The 19,358-nt window shown below is 62.9% G+C and carries 18 protein-coding genes and 1 pseudogene; 7 read left to right on the forward strand and 12 right to left on the reverse strand.

Annotation, left to right across the window (positions count from 1 at the left end; genetic code table 11):
- Positions 1 to 72: 72 nt before the first annotated feature.
- A complete protein-coding gene (locus tag NKI01_RS23575; RefSeq protein ID WP_031194526.1) occupies positions 73 to 846 on the reverse strand; it encodes a glucose 1-dehydrogenase in 774 nt (257 codons plus the stop codon).
- 108 nt (positions 847 to 954) lie between these two features.
- Positions 955 to 2,373 (reverse strand): aminotransferase, encoded by a 1,419-nt coding sequence (locus NKI01_RS23580; protein ID WP_352480837.1) that lies wholly within the window; start codon positions 2,371 to 2,373, stop codon positions 955 to 957.
- 297 nt (positions 2,374 to 2,670) lie between these two features.
- Between NKI01_RS23580 and NKI01_RS23585 the strand changes: the two genes are divergently transcribed.
- From NKI01_RS23585 to NKI01_RS23595, 3 genes are read left to right on the forward strand one after another with little or no spacing between them, the layout of a single operon-like run.
- The gene (locus tag NKI01_RS23585) at positions 2,671 to 3,588 is read left to right on the forward strand and encodes an ABC transporter permease (protein WP_352964820.1); all 918 of its coding nucleotides are present in this window, start codon (positions 2,671 to 2,673) and stop codon (positions 3,586 to 3,588) included.
- 24 nt (positions 3,589 to 3,612) lie between these two features.
- Positions 3,613 to 4,437: an ABC transporter permease gene (locus tag NKI01_RS23590; RefSeq protein ID WP_023720898.1), complete on the forward strand. Its 825-nt coding sequence runs from the start codon at positions 3,613 to 3,615 to the stop codon at positions 4,435 to 4,437.
- A 22-nt stretch (positions 4,438 to 4,459) separates the two neighbouring features.
- Complete coding sequence (locus tag NKI01_RS23595; protein WP_352481109.1) at positions 4,460 to 5,533, forward strand: ABC transporter ATP-binding protein; 1,074 nt, start codon at positions 4,460 to 4,462, stop codon at positions 5,531 to 5,533.
- Positions 5,534 to 5,535: 2 nt separating this feature from the next.
- Here the strand turns inward: NKI01_RS23595 and NKI01_RS23600 are convergent, their stop codons facing one another.
- From NKI01_RS23600 to NKI01_RS23625, 6 genes are all read right to left on the reverse strand, one after another.
- Entirely contained in the window at positions 5,536 to 5,841 is a 306-nt protein-coding gene (locus NKI01_RS23600) for a hypothetical protein (RefSeq protein ID WP_352964823.1), read from the reverse strand.
- A 102-nt stretch (positions 5,842 to 5,943) separates the two neighbouring features.
- Positions 5,944 to 7,221, reverse strand: a complete 1,278-nt coding sequence (locus tag NKI01_RS23605) for a flavin monoamine oxidase family protein (protein ID WP_352480840.1) — start codon at positions 7,219 to 7,221, stop codon at positions 5,944 to 5,946.
- Entirely contained in the window at positions 7,218 to 8,294 is a 1,077-nt protein-coding gene (locus NKI01_RS23610; RefSeq protein ID WP_352480841.1) for an extracellular solute-binding protein, read from the reverse strand. The genes NKI01_RS23605 and NKI01_RS23610 overlap by 4 nt, the downstream gene beginning before the upstream one ends.
- A 114-nt stretch (positions 8,295 to 8,408) precedes the next feature.
- On the reverse strand, positions 8,409 to 9,497 hold the full coding sequence (locus tag NKI01_RS23615; RefSeq protein WP_352480842.1) for an ABC transporter substrate-binding protein: 1,089 nt from the start codon (positions 9,495 to 9,497) through the stop codon (positions 8,409 to 8,411).
- A 26-nt stretch (positions 9,498 to 9,523) separates the two neighbouring features.
- Complete coding sequence (gene betI, locus NKI01_RS23620; protein ID WP_502896875.1) at positions 9,524 to 10,240, reverse strand: transcriptional regulator BetI; 717 nt, start codon at positions 10,238 to 10,240, stop codon at positions 9,524 to 9,526.
- Positions 10,241 to 10,246: 6 nt separating this feature from the next.
- On the reverse strand, positions 10,247 to 11,038 hold the full coding sequence (locus tag NKI01_RS23625) for a methyltransferase domain-containing protein (RefSeq protein WP_352964825.1): 792 nt from the start codon (positions 11,036 to 11,038) through the stop codon (positions 10,247 to 10,249).
- Positions 11,039 to 11,224: 186 nt separating this feature from the next.
- Here NKI01_RS23625 and NKI01_RS23630 point away from each other — a divergent pair.
- From NKI01_RS23630 to NKI01_RS23645, 4 genes and pseudogenes are all read left to right on the forward strand, one after another.
- A pseudogene (locus tag NKI01_RS23630) lies at positions 11,225 to 12,834 on the forward strand (phytoene desaturase family protein).
- The gene (locus NKI01_RS23635) at positions 12,821 to 14,395 is read left to right on the forward strand and encodes a phytoene desaturase family protein (RefSeq protein WP_352964828.1); all 1,575 of its coding nucleotides are present in this window, start codon (positions 12,821 to 12,823) and stop codon (positions 14,393 to 14,395) included. The pseudogene NKI01_RS23630 and the gene NKI01_RS23635 overlap by 14 nt, the downstream one beginning before the upstream one ends.
- 52 nt (positions 14,396 to 14,447) lie before the next feature.
- Positions 14,448 to 15,680, forward strand: a complete 1,233-nt coding sequence (locus NKI01_RS23640) for an aminomethyl transferase family protein (RefSeq protein WP_352917706.1) — start codon at positions 14,448 to 14,450, stop codon at positions 15,678 to 15,680.
- A gap of 2 nt (positions 15,681 to 15,682) precedes the next feature.
- Positions 15,683 to 15,943 carry a hypothetical protein gene (locus NKI01_RS23645; protein WP_023720906.1) on the forward strand — a complete coding sequence of 87 codons (261 nt, stop codon included), beginning with the start codon at positions 15,683 to 15,685 and terminating at the stop codon, positions 15,941 to 15,943.
- Between the two features lie 88 nt (positions 15,944 to 16,031).
- On the opposite strand, the gene NKI01_RS23650 is transcribed toward NKI01_RS23645, so the two are convergent.
- From NKI01_RS23650 to NKI01_RS23665, 4 genes are all read right to left on the reverse strand, one after another.
- Positions 16,032 to 17,090 carry a dipeptidase gene (locus NKI01_RS23650; protein ID WP_352964831.1) on the reverse strand — a complete coding sequence of 353 codons (1,059 nt, stop codon included), beginning with the start codon at positions 17,088 to 17,090 and terminating at the stop codon, positions 16,032 to 16,034.
- Between the two features lie 186 nt (positions 17,091 to 17,276).
- Positions 17,277 to 17,576 carry a GNAT family N-acetyltransferase gene (locus tag NKI01_RS23655; protein ID WP_352476216.1) on the reverse strand — a complete coding sequence of 100 codons (300 nt, stop codon included), beginning with the start codon at positions 17,574 to 17,576 and terminating at the stop codon, positions 17,277 to 17,279.
- Entirely contained in the window at positions 17,569 to 18,204 is a 636-nt protein-coding gene (locus NKI01_RS23660; protein ID WP_023720909.1) for an alpha/beta hydrolase, read from the reverse strand. The genes NKI01_RS23655 and NKI01_RS23660 overlap by 8 nt, the downstream gene beginning before the upstream one ends.
- Before the next feature lie 10 nt (positions 18,205 to 18,214).
- On the reverse strand, positions 18,215 to 19,147 hold the full coding sequence (locus NKI01_RS23665) for a VOC family protein (RefSeq protein WP_352964834.1): 933 nt from the start codon (positions 19,145 to 19,147) through the stop codon (positions 18,215 to 18,217).
- Positions 19,148 to 19,358 lie beyond the last annotated feature (211 nt).

The raw sequence follows: 19,358 nt of genomic DNA on the forward strand, positions 1-19,358 counted from the left end.
ATGACGGCTCTGCCTTTTGCAGGGCGGCTCGAGGTCGACCGATCTCCCACGCACTGACAGCGATAACCGCGCTCACACCGAGCCGGTCATGCCGCCGTCGACATAGATGATCTGGCCCGTCATGAAGCTCGATGCGTCGGAAGCCAGGAAGATCGCGGCGCCGCCCAGTTCGTCGACTTCGCCCCACCTTGCCAGCGGTGTGCGCCCGACCAGCCAGCGCGAGAATTCGGCGTCTTGCACCAGCGCCTCGTTCAGTTCTGTCCGGAAGTAGCCTGGGCCGATACCATTGACTCTGATGCCGTGTGGGCCAAGCTCGGTGGCAAGCCCCTTGGTCAGCATTTTCATCGCACCCTTCGATGCCGTGTATGGCACGATCGAGGAACGCCCCAGTTCGCTTTGCACCGAACATATGTTGATTATGGACCCGGTCTTGCGGGCCATCATCGAGCGGACCACCGGCCGGGTGACATAGAATGCACTGTAAAGGTTTGTCCGCATCAATCTGTCGAACATGTCGAGCGGGAAATCGGCGAATGGCGCGCGGTGCTGCATGCCGGCATTGTTGACGAGAATATCGATCGGGCCGCGCTCTGCTTCCAGCCTGCCGATTTCACGCTCGACGTCTTCAGCCACGGTCACGTCGAAGGTGGAGCCGATCGCCTGGATACCGGATTCGGCCAACGATCCGAGTGCCTTTTGAACGTGGTCTTCGTCCCGCCCATTGATGATCACCGTCGCGCCGGCGCTCGCCAGCGCCTTCGCCATGGCAAAGCCGATTCCGCGGCTCGATCCGGAGATGAAAGCGGTTTTGCCGGCGAGGCCGAACAGGTCCGATAGGTCGGTCAATGTTTGTTTCCCAGAGATGCGGCCAGATGCAGGCGATCGAGGCCCTGCCGTACATCGTAAGCGCGAACGACCGCTGTCAGCAATGGCGAGATTGCCGGCGATAAACGCTTATCCCCGCCAGACGCCTTCCCGGCGCAGATCGTCCATCGTGCGCGAAATGCCTTCGCGCAGGATCGACACCATGTCGTCGATCTGCTCGCGCGTGATGATCAATGGCGGCGACATCACGCACATGTTAATCAGCGGCCGGACCAACAGGCCGAGCTCGTGGCAATGCGCGTCGATGCGTTTGCCGACATCCTTGTCGAGCTGCAGTGGATCCTTGCTGTCGCGGTCGGCGACGCATTCGACGCAGCCCATCAGCCCCATGCCGCGCACCTCACCGACCACCGGCAATTCCTCCAGCGTCTTCAGTTGCGCCTGGAAGTAGGGCGCGACCTCGCGCGTATGGGCCAGCACGCTTTCGTCCAGAATATCGAGGTTCTTCAGCGCCACCGCGCAGCCGACCGGATGGCTGGTGTAGGTCAGGCCATGGCCGAACATGGCGTCCGGATGGTTCGAGCGGCGCAGCTCCTCCAGCAGCCGTTCCGAAAGGATGACGCCGCCGAGCGGGAAATAGCCTGAGGTCACCCCTTTCGCAAAGGTGATCATGTCGGGCTCGATGCCGAACACCTCGCCGGAGGCAAAGACATGGCCAAGCCGGCCGAAGGCGGTCACCACCTCGTCGGAAATATAGAGGATGTCGTTGTCGCGGCAGATCGTCCGGATGCGCTGGAGATAGCCCTCCGGCGGCACGATGACGCCGCCCGACGCCTGCACCGGCTCGCCGACGAAAGCACCGATCCTGTCGGCGCCGACACGGGCGACCATATCGCGGAATTCAGCGACCAGCGCATCGGTGAAAGCGGCAACGCTCATGCCCTTCGGACGGCGGAACGGATCGGGTGAGGACAATTTGACGACCAGCTCGTCTGCGCCATCCATCCAGTCACGGTCGCGCGGACGCCCGTTAAGCGAGGCCGACAGATAGGTCGAGCCGTGATACGCGCCGCCCCGGCTCAGGATCAGCTTCTTTTCCGGGCGGCCGCGCACATTGTTGTAAAATTGCATAAAGCGCAGCGCCGTCTCGACCGCCGAGGAGCCGCCCGTGGTGAAGAAAACATGGCTGAGATCGCCCGGCGCGTGGCCGGCGATTCGCATGGCCAGTTCCGCCGACGGCGCATTCATCGTGTACCACGGCGTGTTGTAGGACAGCGCCATCGCCTGGTCGTACATTACCTTGGCGAGCTCTTCGCGACGGTGGCCGACATTGATGCACCACATGCCCGCCGGTCCGTCGATCAGCCGCTTGCCGGTGGCATCGGTGATGTAGATGCCCTCGCCCGCGCCGATCAGGGCGCGTGCCTCCGCGCCGACCGAGCCGGCGAACGGCCAGGGCTGGACAAGATGGCGCTTGGCCAGTTCGACGGCATCCTGAGCGCCGGCTCCAGCCATTTCGGTCGAAGTGATGTCTCTTGCCGCCGCCATCTTCGCCTCGCATTGTATGCCGCAATTTCACCGGACACGAAGCTGGTTCACGCTCCAGGAAAGCTCGGCTTTCTTCGTTCATTTTGAATGGCCGTTCAATCAATATTGCAGAAATAGCGCTTGATTTCAATCCGCCGATGCGCGCATGATGAAAGAAAGCCGGCAAGCTCGGAGCACGATTGCGCCCTGGGCATAAAGTGGGAACAGATAGCCGGTTTCAGCAATGGGATGCCGCATGGCAGGACAGTCCGCGCCAGCAACCGAAATCACGCCGGAGACCCTGCCCGAGGGCCTGCAATGATGGTGGCCGCGGAAGGGTCGCCCGCTTTCGGCATGACGCGGGCGAGGCGAAACGCCCTTCTGCAATCAGAACCCGTTCAGGGTCTTGCCCTGATCAGCCCGACCTTCGTCTATGCGCTGATACTTCTGGTGCTGCCGATCCTGGCGGTCATCGCGCACTCCTTCTGGACGCAGAATTACCTCACTGTCGACCATACCTTCACGCTTGAAAACTACCGCCTTGCGCTGACCGAGCCGATCTATCGCGACCTGCTGTGGCGCTCGCTCTACATCTCGCTGACGGTGAGCTTCTTCACGGTCGTGCTCGCCTATCCGATCGCCTATTTCATCTCGTTCCACGGCGGCCGCCACAAGGGCCTGTGGCTGTTCCTGATCACCATCCCGTTCTGGACCAGCTATCTGCTGCGGGTAATGTCGTGGAAGGTCATCCTCGGCTATAATGGCGTGCTCAATTCCGGCCTGATGGGCCTTGGCATCATCGACGAGCCGTCGACCGCGCTGCTTTACAATTCGACTGCCGTCATCATCACGCTGACCCACGCCTGGGCAGCCTTCGCCATCCTGCCGATCTTCGTCTTGCTGGAAAAAATCGACCGCACGCTGGTCGAGGCGGCCACGGACCTCGGCGATGGCCCTGTCCGTTCCTTCCTGCGCGTGACGCTGCCGCTTTCGGCGCCCGGTATCATTTCGGCAGCGCTGATCGTCATGATCCCGACGGTCGGCGATTACGTCACGCCGAAGCTTGTCGGCGGCAAGGACGGCGTCATGATCGCCAATGCCATCCAGGCGCAATTCGGCAAGGCCTCCAATTGGCCGCTGGGTGCTGCACTCTCCGTCACCACGATGCTGGTTGTGACGCTGATCGCAGGCGCCACGGTTCTGATCATCCGTGCCGCCCAGCGGCTGGCACGATGAGGCTGGCGCGATGAGGCCGGCGCGATGACGGCGATGCGCCGCTTGCTGCCGGGCCGATTGCTGCCGGCCTATGCGTTCCTCTACGTCGTGTTTCTCTATCTGCCGGTTATCTTCCTGCCGATCTTCTCCATCAACACCGCCGCGACGCCGAAATTCCCGCTCTCCGGCTTCACCTTGAAATGGTACCACGACCTGCCGCGCACGCCGGCGCTGCTCGACGCCACCTGGAACAGCCTGGTCGTCGGGGTATCGGCCTCCATCCTGTCGACCGTTCTTGGCATCCTCGCCGCGCGCTCGATCACCCGCTACCGCTATCCCGGCCGCCGCGCCATCAACGGCCTGATCATGGCGCCGCTGGTACTGCCCGAAATCATCGTTGCCATCTCCTTGCTACTGGTGATCCTGCAACTCGGTTTGAGCCTGTCGCTGTTCACCGTCGTGCTTGGCCACGTCCTGGTCTGCGTTCCCTATTCGATGACGGTGCTGACCGCCGGCTTCGAGGGCTTCGACCGCAGCCTGGAGGAAGCCTCCGCCGATCTCGGCGAGAGCGCCTTCGGCACGTTTCGGCGGGTGACGCTGCCGATGGTGGCGCCGGCGATCATTTCAAGCCTGCTCGTCTGCTTCACCATTTCGCTCGATGAGTTCCTCATCGCCTTCTTCCTGACCGGCACCGAGGCTACACTGCCGATCTATATCTGGGGCCAGTTGCGTTTCGCCGCGAAACTGCCCGGCGTGCTGGCGCTGGGCACGCTGTTGCTGGTTGCCTCGTTTCTTTTGATGACCATCGCCGAAATCCTGCGCCGCCGCGCGGCCAGACGCACCCAGAACGAGGGAGGCCTCCATGCCTGAGCGGCCCCAAATCGAGCGCTCTATGATCGAGATCCGCAACGTCACGCGCAGCTATGGTTCGTTCAAGGCGCTGGACGACGCCTCGCTGACCATCAGGGAGGGCGAATTCTTTTCGCTGCTTGGCCCGTCCGGCTGCGGCAAGACCACGCTGTTGCGTATGATTGCCGGTTTCGACAACCCGACCAGCGGCTCGATCTCCGTCGATGGCCAACCGATGGAAGGCATCCCCGCCAACGGCCGGCCGACCAACATGGTGTTCCAGAACTACGCCATCTTCCCGCACCTCAATGTCGAGCAGAACGTCGCCTATGGCTTGAAGCGGCTGAAGCTGGCCGGCACGGAGGAAAGGCGCCGCGTCGAGGAAGCCCTCGCCCAGGTGTCGCTGACCGGCCTCGGCAAGCGGCTCGCCACCGAGCTTTCCGGCGGCCAGCGCCAGCGCGTGGCGCTGGCTCGCGCGCTGGTGATGCGCCCAAAAGTGCTTTTGCTCGACGAGCCGCTGTCGGCGCTGGACAAGAAGCTGCGCGAGCAGATGCAGGTCGAACTGCGCCGCCTGCAGCAGGCGGTCGGCATCACCTTTGTCCTGGTAACCCACGACCAATATGAGGCACTGGCGATGTCGGATCGCATCGCAGTGATGTTCGGCGGCATGATTGCGCAGGTCGCATCGCCGAAGGAGATCTACCAGCGGCCGGTCAATCGCCAGGTGGCCGACTTCCTCGGCGGCATGAATTTCGTCAAAGCGGAGATCGTCGAGGAGAACGGCGCCTCGCTGGTGCTCGACACGCTGGGCTTCGGCCGCGTCAAGACCGACAAGCCGAAAGCTTTTGTGCGCAATGGCACCGCCGCGACGCTTGGCATCCGGCCCGAGCGCCTGCGCGTTCTGTGGGACGATGCGACGGCAAAATTCGAGGTCGCCGGCAAGGTGGTCGAGCGCCATTATTTTGGCGAGATCACCCATTTGATCGTCGAGATACCAGGGCTGGAAAAGCCGTTGTCGGTGACCGAGACCAACGACTTCGGCGCCGACGACATTCCGGTCGGCACCACGATCCGCCTCGCCTACGACCCAGAGGCCTTGGTGGCGATGGCAGATTGACGCTATCTCACCTCCAATTCGGCGGACAGATAGTCACTTAATCGATTGTCGCCTGCCTTCTTTGAATCCTCCAGCAGCATTTTAAGATCATCAATGTCGACCAATCCATGGTTCTGCAAATAGACGACTGTAAGCTCCGGGTCGAACCCGCACTTGAGATTACCCAATTGGCTAAGCACGTGATAATGCGCACGGTCGCCGGACTTCCAAACAGCAAATGAGTTGATCGGCCAGCCGCCCTGAAGGTCAGCTTTAAGTGAGCTTGCCGAGTATTCGCAGACCTTCTTTAAAGGTATTGTCGAGTTCACCAATCTCGATTGGGTGGGGCGCCGAATAATAGCCAGCCGCAAATCCTGTAACTGCCATGACCGCACCGGTGAGTACGATCTTCGAGACCGTTTTCATACCGCTCAGATCTCCTCGATCAACCGCCGCGCCATTTTTCGCCCGGCGACGATTGCACCCTCGACATAGCCTGGGAATGACGGCGACAGCTCCGACGAGGCGAAATGGACCGGCGGCGCGCCGGCGCGGATGATGCGTTCGGCATTGGTTGCCGTCGCATCGACGATAAGGTCGCTGTAGCCGCCACCGCTCCAGCGATCGTCCGTCCAGTCACGGTAGCTGAGATCGGAGAAGCCGGCCGCCTCGGCGCCGAGCGCTTGCTCCAGTTTTGACGTCACCTTAGCGCGCAGTTCCGCCTCGCCCAGTTCGCGCCAGCGCCGGGCCAGCGGCCCGCCGATGAAGACGACAAGTGCTGGATGACCGTCGTCATTGCCGGCGTCGCAGGCAAAAAGCCCGTGCGGATCGCGCCACATCACCATGCCGCTCAAGCCCCTGTCGCGCCAGAAGGCCGTGGGATAACGCGCCAGCATCTTGATTACCGCGCCGCTTTGCCAGACGCCGAGCGCTGCTTCCAGCGCAGCCGGCAGCAGCGGTACGAAATCCAGTCTCGACGCCATCATCGGCGGGACTGCGACCAGCACCGCTCGCGCCTCGATTGAGCCTGCGGCCGAGACGACGCGAACCCCTTCCGCTCGACGCTCGATGGTCTTGACCGGCGTGTTCAGCCGCAGGCGACCACCGAGGTCGCGGGCCAGGTCGTCTGCCAGCGAATGCATGGTTTCGCGCACGAAATACTGCAGTTCCGACACCTCGTTGGTGATGCGGCGGTCGTTGTCGATCAGGTACCACAGCGGCAGCCTTTCCATTGCCAGGCACCAAAGGCCCTCGATCAGCGAATGAAAGACCGCCTTGGCTTCATCGGGATCATTCTGGCGATCGAGCCATGCCGCGACGGTCAAACCGGCAATGGCCGGATCGTCCGGTGCAATCGCGTTCATCCGCTCGCGTATTCGCATGGCGGTGCCATAAGTGCGCTCGGCTTGCGCCTCGCTCATCCGCGGCTGGGTGATGAATTCGCCGGCGAAATGCGTCCCGACCAGCGTCTTGCCGCGTGCCCGCACCAGCGCCATCAGTTCGGGCATGTCCTCGCACAGGAACTGGCCGCCGCTGTCGATGCGCTCGCCGAGCCCGTTCGGCATGGCTTCGACGCGTCCGCCGACGCGGTCGCGGGCTTCGAGCAGCACGAAATCGACGCCAGCGTTGTTCAGCTCATGCGCCGCCGACAGGCCGGTGAAGCCGGCGCCGACGACGACCACCTCGGCTCGTTCGATCTCGGACGTCAATAGCCGGCCTTGATCTTCTCGAATTCGGCGATCATCCGCTGCTTGAGCTCCGGCGCCACCGGCTGCTGGAACAGCGTCTTGTCGAGGAACTTGTCGAGATCGTCGAAGCCGCGCTCGGCCAGGATCTTGGGATCGATCGCCGCCATGGCAGCGGCGTTGCCATGGCCATAGCCGAACGTCTTGACCAGATAGTCGGATACAGCAGGCGCATTGACAGCGTTCAGGAAATCATAGGCCTGGTCGAGATCACCCGGTGCGTCCTTCATCAGCACATAGCCGCACACCCATGTCGACAGGCCTTCCTTGGTATCGCGGTTCATGGCGATCGGCACGCCTTGGCCCTTGAGGGTGACGAAAGTCTCGTTCCAGCCCCAGGCGAGATCGACCTCGTTGCCGGAGAAGGCCTGATTGATATCGGTGTCGTCGGTCCAGTAGAAGCGGATGTTCTTGTGCACGTCACGCAGAAATGCCGAGGCGTCCTTGAACTGCGCGTCGGTCATCTTGTTCCAGTCCTTGAGGCCGATGACCAGGCTGGCCAGCGCGTAGGCGTCGTCGACATTGTCGCCAATGGTAACGCGCCCCTTGAACTTCGGATCGGCAAAGATCCTGAGCGACTGCGCCTGATCCGGCGTCACATTGTCGGTGCGGTAAAGCAGGGCCGTATTGCCCCAGTCGAAAGGCATGAACCAGGCCTTGCCGTCAGCGGTGGTGGCGAGATCCTTCATCGCCATGATGCCGGGATTGAGATCCTTCCAGCCGGCGATACGGCTGGTGTCGAGCGGCTGCAGCATGCCGGCCTCGCGCCATTTCACCACGCTTTGCGAGCAGGGATGCGCAATGTCCGCCTTGAAGCCGGCCCGCATTTTCTGAAAGGCCTCTTCCTCGTCGCCGAAGAAGGCGAAGGTCGGCTCGGCGCCTTGTTCGGCGGTGTAGGCCGGATGCAGCAGCGGGTCCTCATAGCCCGACCAGTCGAACACGACGAGGTCGCCGCCGCCTGCCGCAAGTGCCGCGACTGTGCCTGCGCCGATTGCGCAGGCCGCGGCGATGGCCAGGCGGCGAAGCACGGAATTCATGGCGCAAAGCTCCTCATCGCGGGAAACACCGCGGCGACGTTAGGAGAATTCGGGAGCTTTGGCGAGCCCGTCCGCCCGCTATGTCCGTGGGCAGACGGGCCAAGCGAGGAGAGCTCAATAGCCGGCTTTGATCTTCTCGAACTCGGCGATCATCTTGAGCTTGAGATCGGATGGAACCGGCGACTGGAACAGCGTCTTGTCGACGAACTTCTGCACGTCGTCATAGCCTTTCTCCTTTAGCACCACCTGGTCGACGCCGGCCATGCCATTGGCATTGGCCTGGCCGTAGCCCCAGTCCTTGACCAGGACCTTGGCGACTTCCGGATCGTTGACGGCGTTGAGATAATCATAGGCCTTGTCGGCATTGCCGGGCGCATCCTTGAACAGCACATAGCCGCAGACCCAGGTCGAAATGCCCTCGTCGGTGTCCTTCTTGGCCTTGATCGGCACGCCGGCGGCGACAGACTGCACCGTCGCGTCGTTCCAGGCCCATGCGAGATCGACCTCGCCGCCGCTCAACAGCTGCACGATATCGGTTGAGTCGGTCCAGTAGGAGCGGACGTTTTTGTGCACCTGGCGCAGGAAGCCTGATGCCTGTTTGAACTGGTCATCCGTCATCTTGGTCCAGTCCTTCAGGCCGATGGCGAGACTGGCCAGCGCGTAGGCGTCGTCGACATTGTCACCGACGGAAACCCGGCCCTTGAACTTCGGATCGGCGAAGGCCTTCAACGACTGCACGTCCTTCGCATCGATCTTGTCGGAATTGTAGGTCAGCTGCGTGTTGCCCCAGTCCCAAGGCATGAACCAGGCCTTGCCGTCGGCGGTGGTGGCGAGATCCTTCATCGCCATTATGCCGGGATTGAGGTCTTTCCAGCCTGATATCTTCGAGGTGTCGAGCGGCTGCAGCAGGCCGGCCTCGCGCCATTTCACCACGCTTTGCGAGCAGGGATGGCCAAGATCGGCCTTGAAACCGGAGCGGACCTTTTCGAACGCCTCGTCCTCGTCGCCGAAGAAGGTGAAAGTCGGCGAATCGCCGTTCTTTTCGACATATTTCGGATGGAAGCCGGGCTCCTCGTAGCCAGACCAGTCGAACACGACGAGATCCCTGTCCGCAGCCAGCGCCGCCGCCGAAGCGGCGAGCGCTCCGGCCAATGCCAATGTCAGCGTCAATGTCAGCGTCGGGCGTCGCGTCATTGTCTTCATTGCTGTTCCATCCTCTTTTGATTGTTTCACGCCGGCTTGGCACCGCCGGCTGTCGGCCACGGATAATGCTTGGGAAATGCCGCGGACAGGAACGCGTTCGCGGCCTGCAGCGCAGTCTCGCGCGTGGTGTCTTCGGTGCCCATCATCAGCCGCAGCCACAGTCCCTCCAGCATGGCGCTGAGCGCCAGCGCTATCACCTGCGGCTCATAAGAATAGCCGCCGCTCTGCTTGAGCGTCGCGCAAAGGTCGATAAAGATGTTCTGATAGACGGCGTCGCGTGCGCTGCTCAGCGCCTGATAGGTCGGCCGCGATTTGGCTTCGCCCCAGAACGCACACCAGGCCGCCAGCTTGCGCTTGTTGCAGATCGAGCGATCGAAATCGGCCGCGACCAATGCCTGCAACTGGCGGGCGGGATCATCGCCGGCCTTCTGCAAGGCGCTGCGCCAATGCGCCGAATACTCGTCATACATGTATTGCAAAGTCGCGACGAGCAGCTTCTCCTTGCTTTCGAAATGGAAATTGACGATGCCGCGCGACAGGCCGGCACCGTCGGCAACGTCGGCCATCGTCGTATCCGAATAGCCGCGCTTGGCCAGTGAATCGATCGTCGCTTCGATCAGTTGAAGCTGCCTGGTCTCTTTCGACGCCTTGCGGCCACGCTTTTCGGTGTCGCTCTTTCGCGTCGCCTCGAGGAGGGCTTCGCGCGCCTCTGTTGTCTTCATGGGATTGATGGTCTCCAGCATCGCCGGCTAGCCAACCGGCTTTCGGCCGCGAAGATGAGTGGGACGGTGCTCGCCTGTGTCAAGCACCTTCTGCATGGCTTCCCAGGTTCGTATATTCTTGTCGACATAGGCCGCGCCGACGGCAGCCGCGACCACCGGGTAGAGCGGCCCCTTCAAGCGGTTCAGCTCCTCCCCCGCGATCTCGCGATACCAGGGATTGCGGTCGCGCACGGTGATGTCGGCAAAGCCGGCCTGGCGCATCGCCTGCACATAGCGGGCCGGCGATGCCATGGCGAAGGACAGGCCTTCAGCGGCGACATAGGCCTTCATCTCGGGCGACGGCTCGCCATCATGCGAGATCATCCAGTTCGACGCGGCAAAGACGCCGCCAGGCTTCAGGACGCGGAATATCTCGGCGAACAATGCATCCTTGTTCGCCACGTGCAGCAGCGCGTCCTTGGAAAATACGACGTCGAAGGCACCGTCGGCAAAAGGCAGCGGTCCTGGCGCCGCCTGGAAATCGGCGCGACGCGCGAGCCCGCGCGCAGCGGCCCGCTTCCTGGCCGTCTCGATCACGGGCCGTTCGACGTCGAAGCCTGTGAGGTGGGCCGCGCGGTGACGCTCGATGAGATGCAGCGTGATGCCGCCGGAACCGCAGCCCATGTCCAGGACTGTCTTGCCCGCAAGCGACAGCCCTTCGACGACCCGGTCGACCTCTTCTGGCCCACCCGGCGACAAATAGCCGTCGCCCCACAGCGCCTCGAGGAAGCGGATGGCGGTGTCGTCATACTCCGGTTCGGCCTCTGCCGTTTCGATCATCAAACCCTGGTCCCAAGGCTATCCTCGAATGAGCCAAAGCCTAGCGCATAAACACGAAAACGCAACATCATTTGTTGAACATTCATTCAATATGGCTGGACAGGATGACCGTCTTCGTGCGAAATTCGGCTTATTGGGGGCGCATCACACGAAAAGAAGGTCGGGCACGATGAAGGCTGGGCCAAAGTGAAGAGCTGGGACGCGATCGTCATCGGCGGCGGGCATAACGGGCTGGTCAATGCCTGCTACCTGCAGCGTGCCGGGCTCGACGTGCTGGTCGTCGAGAAGAACGACTGGGTCGGTGGTGCCGCCACCAGCCGCGAGCTGACGCCCGGCTTCCTCTATTCCAACTGCTCCTATGTCTGCTCGCTGTTCCGCCCGGAGATCATGCGCGACCTCGAGCTGCCGCGCTTCGGCCTGCAGGTGATCTCCTATGAGGGCGGCGCGGTGTTCACCCGCGATGGCGACTATCTCGCCAACTACCGCGACCACGATGCCCACCGGCGCGAATTCGCGCGGTTCTCCAAACGCGATGCCGAGGCCTATGATCGTTATGCCCGCGACGTGACGCGGCAGTGCCGCTTCATCCAGCCGCTGCTGATGCGCACGGCGCCCGACCCGACCAGCCTGCGGCCGCGCGACCTTGGCGAACTGCTCTATCTCGGCAAGAAGTTCACGGGGCTCACTGCGGAGGAAATGGCGCTGACGCTGCGCTTCTGGACCATGTCGATCTCCGACTTTCTCGACGAATATTTCGAGACCGACGTGATCAAGGCGAATTTCGCTTTGTCCGGCATCATCGGCACCGCGCTCGGGCCGATGTCGCCCGGCACCGCCTATGTCCTGCTGCATCATTATATGGGCGAGGTCGACGGCTCGGTCGGCGCCTGGGGCTATGCGCGCGGCGGCATGGGCGCGGTCACCGAGGCGCTCGCCGCATCCTTCCAGGCACCATCCGTACCGGCGCCGAGGTCGACCATGTGCTGATCCGGCGCGGCAAGGCCAATGGCGTGGTGCTGGCCGGCGGCGAGGAAATATACGGCAAGCTCGTGGTTTCCAACGCCGACGTGAAGCGCACCTTCCTCAAGCTGGTCGAGGAAAAGGAATTGCCCGAGATTTTCCTGCGCCGGGTCAGGAATTTCAAGATCCGCGGCTCGTCAGGCAAGGTCAACATCGCGCTCGATTCACTGCCGGAATTCCCGGCGCTGCCGAAGGATTCGCCCGTCTATTGTGGCGACATGCATTTCACCGATTCGATCGAGCGCATGGAGCGTGCCTATGACGACTGGAAGGCCGGGCGCTGGTCGGCCGATCCTTTCCTCGACATGGTGATCCCGACGACGCTCGACCCGACCATGGCTCCACCCGGCAAGCATTTCATGAGCTGCTTCGTGCAATATGCGCCACCGAAGGTGGACGGCCGCGGCTGGACCGACGCCGACCGCGACGGCTTTGCCGAAAGCGTGATCGCGCAGATATCGGACTATTCGCCGGGCTTCCGCGACCGCATCGTCCACATGGAAGTGCGCACGCCGCGCGAGATCGAGGCCGAGGTCGGCCTCACCGAAGGCAATATCTTCCAGGGTGAATTGACCTTCGACCAGTTGTTGTTCAACCGCCCCGTGCCGGGCTACGCACAATACCGCTCGCCGGTCGATGGACTCTACATTTGCGGCTCCTCGACCCATCCCGGTGGCGGCGTCATGGGCGCGCCGGGCCGCAATGCCGCCGCCGAGATCCTGCGTGATCTCGCCAAGCCAAATCAGCATATGAGCCCGGCCCATGACGTCATCTGACAAATGGGATGTTGTCGTCATCGGCGGCGGCCATAATGGCCTCGTCGCCGCCGCCGTTCTGGCGAAGAGCGGCCGCAAGGTGCTGGTGCTGGAAGCCGCCGGCGAGGTCGGCGGCGCCGCGCGCACGGAGGAATTCGCGCCCGGATTTCGTGTTTCGTCGATCGCCCATCTGCTGAACCGGCTGCACCCCGATGTGGTGAAGGTATTGGAGCTGGAGAAGCACGGGCTGCAGGTCGCACGCGGCGACTTCGCGCCGTCGGTGGTGCTGGCGAAAAGCGGTCCGCCGCTTTTCCTGCATGGCGCCTATGGCGAGGTGCTGACCGGCACCAGTCCTGCCGAGCAGTCCGCCTGGAAGGAGTTGCGGGCACAGCTGCTGCGCTACGCCGGCATCCTGAAGCTGTTCTTGTCACGCCGGCCGCCCGATCTCGGCGCCATGTCGCTCGCCAACACGGCAGCGCTCGGCCAAACCGGACTGGCGCTGAAGAAGCTTGGCAAGGAGGACATGCGCGATTTCCTGCGCGTGCTGTTGATGAACGTTGCCGACCTGCTCGACGAGCAGCTTGCCGACGACCGGCTGAAGGGCCTGCTTGCCTTCGACGCTACGCTCGGCAGCCATCTTGGCCCGCGCTCGCCGACCTCGCTGCTCGGTCTCTATTACCGCCTGGCCGGCGAGACCGGCGGTTCCGCCGGCGCGCAGATGCTGCCGAAGGGCGGCATGGGCGCCGTCATAGCCGCCATTCGCGCATCGGCGCAACAGGCCGGCGTGACCATCCGCACCGCGACGCCGGTGGCAAAGATTATCGTCGAGAAGGGCCGCGCCGTCGGCGTGCTGCTCGACAGCGGCGAGGAAATCCGCGCGACAACGGTCGTGTCCGCCATCAACCCGGCGACGACCATGGTCGACCTTGTCGGCCCGCGTGAAGTCGACACCGGCTTCGTTCGCAAGGTCGGCAATATCCGCATGAAGGGCGATGCTGCGAAGCTCAATCTGGCGCTCGACCAGCCACCGCAATTCGTCGGCGTCGATGCCGCCGGCCACCGTGGCCGTCTCGTCATCGCGCCCTCGACCGATCATGTCGATCGCGCCTTCAACCCGTCGAAATATGGCGAGTTCTCACCCGAACCGGTGATGGAGATCACGCTGCCCTCGCTGTCGGACGCCTCGCTCGCGCCCGAGGGGGCCTGCGTGCTGTCCGCGGTGGTGCAATACGCCCCCTATGCCTTGAAAGAGGGCTGGAGCGTCGGCAAGCCGAAATTCCTCAAAGTCTTGATGGCTGAACTCGAGGCTTATGCGCCGGGAATCGGCGGCAGCGTGCTCCATGCCGACCTGCTGACGCCGGCCGACATCGAGGCGCGCTACCGGATGCCGGGTGGGCACTGGCACCACGGCGAACTGCAGGCCGACCAGATGCTGATGTCACGGCCGATCTCCGGCTGGTCCGGCTACGACACGCCGGTGGACGGGCTGTTCCTTGCAGGCGCCGGCTCGCATCCGGGCGGCGGGGTCTCCGGCGTGCCGGGCCTGAATGCCGCAAGGCGCATCATTACGGTGAGGGGGTAGCTGTCATGGTGCAACGAGCCAAGACCGTGCTCCACGGCGAAAGAACGCCGTGATGAACCATCAGCCCATTGGCCCATCCGATGCCCGCATCGCGGCACAATCCCATTTCCGCAGTTTGCGCCTCGACACGCCGTTCCAGGCGCGCATTGATGCGCTGGCGAAGACGAACGACTGGTACAATTGGGCCGGCTATCGCGCCCCACATTCCCTATGGGACGAGGATCTCGAATATTTCGCCATCCGCAGCCAGGCCGCTCTGTTCGACATCTCGCCGATGACGAAGTACCGCATCGAGGGACCGGATGCCGAGACCTTCCTCGACCGCCTGACATTGCGCGACGTGACTAGGCTGAAGCCCGGCCGCGTCAACTACACCGCCTGGTGCGACGATCAGGGCTTTGTCCTCGACGACGGCACGTTGTTTCGGCTATCGCCGACACGGTTCCGGCTGTGCTCGCAGGAGCGGCATCTGCCGTGGCTTCTGGACAGCGCCATTGGCTTCGACGTGGCGGTTGAAGAAGAGACCGAAACCGTCGCCGGCCTCGCCTTGCAAGGCCCGACCTCCTTTGCCGTGCTGCGCGATGCAGGTTTTGCAGGTATAGAAAAACTGAAAATATTCGACCTCGCCGAGTTTCCGCATGACGGCGTCACCATCACCATCTCGCGCACCGGCTTCACCGGCGATCTCGGCTACGAGTTGTTCGTGCAAACGGATAAGGCGCTCAGCCTCTGGGATCGGCTGATGACGGCCGGCGAGCTGCGCGGCATCCGCGCCATCGGCTACGCCGCATTGAACCGCGCCCGGCTCGAAGCCGGGCTGATCGTCGCCAATGCAGATTTCGTCACCGCCGAGCATGCCATCCGCGCCGATCGCCTGCGCATGCCGGACGAGATCGGCCTCGGCTTCATGGTCTCCTTGGAAAAGGGTCATTTCAACGGCCGCCGCGCAATACTTCACGCACGGGCGAAGAAGCGTCTTCGCCATGTCCTGGTCGGGTTGCAGATCGAGGGCAATATCCCGGCCGAGCACGCGATCGTCTACCACAGGAAAAGCCAGGAGGTCGGGCTGGTCAGCGCCGCCATGTGGTCGCCAATGGCCAAGCGCAACATCGCCATCGCCTCGCTGACGCGGCCGTTCGGCGAGACCATCGTCGACGACCTCTGGGTCGAGATCTACGCCATGCGCGAGCTGCAGTACCAGAAGCTGATGAAGCGGGCCAAAATCGTGGCGCGGCCGTTCGTCAGGCTCGACCGCCGCACCGCCAATCCGCCCGCGGATTTCTGAGCATGTCCGACGAAGCCGAACGTCATGAGGATGACGCCGAAGCCGCCGAACAGTGGCAGCTGGTCAACACGCCGCTCGGCGAAAAATGGTCGGGCCGCACCCGCTATGCCGCGGCCATGTTCTTCTACAAACGCGGCGAGATGAGCGCTGAAACGCTGGAGGTCTACCGCATTTGTGCGAGGCTGGACTCGACCGATCCGCTGCCGATCATCCGCGATCGCGGCATTGGCCAGGACTGGCTTAAACGCATAGGTTTTGAATAACTCGCCCTGGGGCGTGTTGAGATTCAGGTCAGGCCGAGTCGAAAATTGTGGGTTCCGAGAACCGGAGCGGAGCGTACTTTTGGGTGCCCTAGCCGATGGTCTTTTCCAGCATACTGAGCCAATTGCGATAGGCGATCTTCTCGATCAACGCGCGCCCGAAGCCGCGTGCTGCGAGCGCGTCGAGCAGCTTCGGCAGGCCGGCAACGTCGCCGATCACGGCAGGAATCATGGCGCCGTCGAAATCCGAGCCGAGGCCAACGCCGTCTTCGCCCAGCGCCTGCAGCAGCGAATCGACATGGCGCACCATGATGTCGAGGCTGGTGTCGGCGTTCATCCTGCCGTCCTCACGCAGGAACCCGGTGGCGAAGTTCAGCCCGACCATGCCGCCCGAGTCGCGGATTGCGCCGAGCTGCCATTCGGTGAGGTTGCGCGAATGGCCGCAAATCGCGTGCACGTTGGAGTGGGTCGCGACCAGCGGTGCATCGCTGATTTCGACGACGTCGCGAAAACCTTTTTCGTTGAGATGCGAAAGATCGATCATGATCTTCAGCTGGTTGCAGGCTTTCACCAGCGCCTTGCCGGCATCGGTCAGCCCTGGCCCTGTATCGGGCGACGACGGAAAACGGAACGGCACGCCGTGGCCGAAGGCATTGGGACGGCTCCAGACGATACCGAGCGAACGCAGGCCGGCTGCGTGGAGGACGTCAAGCAGGGTGAGCTCAGGATCGATCGCCTCGACCCCTTCGATATGGAACACCGCCGCGATCGAGCCTTGCGCCATCGCCTTCCTCACGTCGCCGGCGCTGCGGCAAACGGTGAGCGCCGAAGCCCGCTCCAGCCTGAACAGGATCGAGGCCATCGCCATGGTGGAGTTGAGCGCATCGGCGCGCGGAACCTCGGGCGGCAAGGGCTCGCTGTCACTCGGCGCCAGCGGCACCGAGCCGCGTTTGGATTTCTCGACAGGCGGCGGGAAGATCGCGAACATGCCGCCGGCAAATCCGCCTTTCTTCGCGCGCGGCAGGTCGATATGGCCACCCGGCGTCCCCTCGACGAACAGCTTTTCGACGTCCGCATCCTTCGACTGGTAGAGCCTGAGCAGCGTATCGTTGTGGCCGTCGAAGACGGGAACGAGATCGGATTCGGTCATGGAGGGCCATTCGGTTGAAGTGGTCGGGCCGCAGACGGCGAGCCGGTTTGTTGGCAATACTTAGGCAAGACGGGCGCTCTTCGCAAATCCCGCATGTTGCCGCTGTGTTTGTACGCCTCCAATGGCCGAAGAGGCCCGCGGTAAAGCCGCGCACCCTTTCTCCTGTCATTCATCGATGGCTGTCTCTTACCGCTTCAGCACGTCCGCCCATTCCGGATGGCGACGGAACTGGGCATTGGCGAACGGGCAAAGCGGGATGATCGTTTTGCCCGCCGCACGCGCATCCTCGACGGCACGGGTGACCAGGCGAAGCCCCGCGCCCTGGCCGCGAAATGCATCCGGCACTTCGGTATGGTCGATGATGATCTGGTGCTCGCCGATCTTGGTGAAAGTCATCTCCGCCTCGGCGCCGCCCGGCCCACGCAGGAGATAGCGGCCCTTCGAGCCGCGGTCCTCCAGTTCGATCTCCGGCAATAGGTCAGACATGGCTTGCGGTCCTTTCGTCCGGCGCCACGGCGAACAACCGCCGCGCCGCCTCGATCTCGCTCGGCCGCACCTCATGGCCGCCGTCATGCCACTCGACTGTGACATCGGCGCCATCGGCGCGCAAATAGGCTTCGAGCCGCACCGTCAAATTAGGCGGACAGATCGGGTCCCGCCTGCCGGCGGTGACCAGGATGTGACTGCCGCCAAGGCTGCCCTTGACCTCCGGCTCGAACGGGATCAGCGGATGCATCAGCACCGTTGCGTCGAACAGCGACGGCTCGGCAAACAGCACCGAGGCCAGGATGTTGGCGCCGTTGGAGTAACCGAGGCCGAGCACCGAAGATGGCTTTGCCGCCTCGACATGTGCCTTGACGAAGCCGGCCATCTTCTCTGTCGCTCGCGTGAGGTCGCCCATGTCGTAGACGCCCTCGCCGGCGCGGCGAAAGAAGCGTGCAGCGTCTTGTTCCGAAACATCGCCGCGCGGAGCGACGATCGTCGCTTGCGGCACAAGATCGCGTCCAAGCGACAGAAGCTGGGCCTCGTCGCCGCCGGTGCCATGGAAGACGAAGAGCAGCGGTCCATCAGGCGAACCGGGCAGCACCTTGTGAATATACGAATCCTTACTCACGACGTTGCCCTCAGTCTTCCAGTTTCTGCAGATGCTGCTCGAGATAGGGCCGCAAATGCTGGTGTTGTGACGGCAGCTTCAGCGCCTCACCAAGATGGGCGGTGTCCTCGTCGCGGTCGAAGCCGGGCTCGTTGGTAGCGACTTCGAACAGCACGCCGCCCGGTGTGCGGAAGTAGATCGCCCAGAAATAGTCGCGGTCGATTACCGGCGTCACCTGATAACCGGTATCGAGCAGCGCCTTGCGCACTTCGAGCTGCTTGGCGCGGTTCTCGACGGCGAAGGCGACATGGTGGACCGAGCCGGCGCCGAGATTGGCGAAGCCGGCCCCTGGCAGCGATTCGATATCGACGACATCGGCGCCGTTGCCGTTCTTCACCGTTAGCCGCCTGACATTGCCGGACTTGTCGACCTCCTCATAACCCATGAATTTCAGCAGCTCTTCGGTGGCGCCACTATCTTTCAGCCTGAGCGACACTGAGTGAAAGCCGCGGATCGCCTCGTCAGTGGGAATGCCACCCTTGGCCCAGGGCGCTCGGCTGTCCGCTCTGTCCTCGACCAGCGCAAAACCGTCGCCGTCGGGACCGGCGAAGGCAAGACGCTTCTCGCCGAACGTCTCCTCGCGAGAAAGCCCTGTGACACCTTGCTCGGCAAACCGTTTCTCCCAATAGCCGAGCGTGCCCTCGGGCACCGAGTAAGTGGTTGTGCCGACTTCGCCGACTCCATGGCGGCCCTTGCCGATGTTGGGGAAGGGGAAATAGGTCATCACCGAGCCGGGCATGCCGACCTCGTCGCCGTAATAGAGGTGGTAGACGTCGGGCGCGTCGAAATTGACGGTTTTCTTGACCCGCCGCAGGCCGAGCGTCCCGGTGAAGAATTCATTGTTCTGGCGCGCGTCGCTGGCCATCGAGGTGACATGATGCAGGCCCTCGACCTGGTCGAGCATGTTTCTGCTCCTTCCCTTGTACTGGTGCGGCCCTTGCCGCTGTCCACGCAAATATGAGGATCCGGCTCCTGGCTGCAAAGATGGCAAACACAGAATGGACTGTGCTGTTAAAGTGAACGATCAAACAGGTTTTGTTCACCATTCGGCAAACTGGACCGGCTTGCATATTCGCCGAAATTGCGCTCCATGAGCGACGTAGCCGGCATGAGGA

This window comes from Mesorhizobium sp. M0815 (assembly GCF_040319995.1).
Classification (GTDB): Bacteria; Pseudomonadota; Alphaproteobacteria; order Rhizobiales; family Rhizobiaceae; genus Mesorhizobium.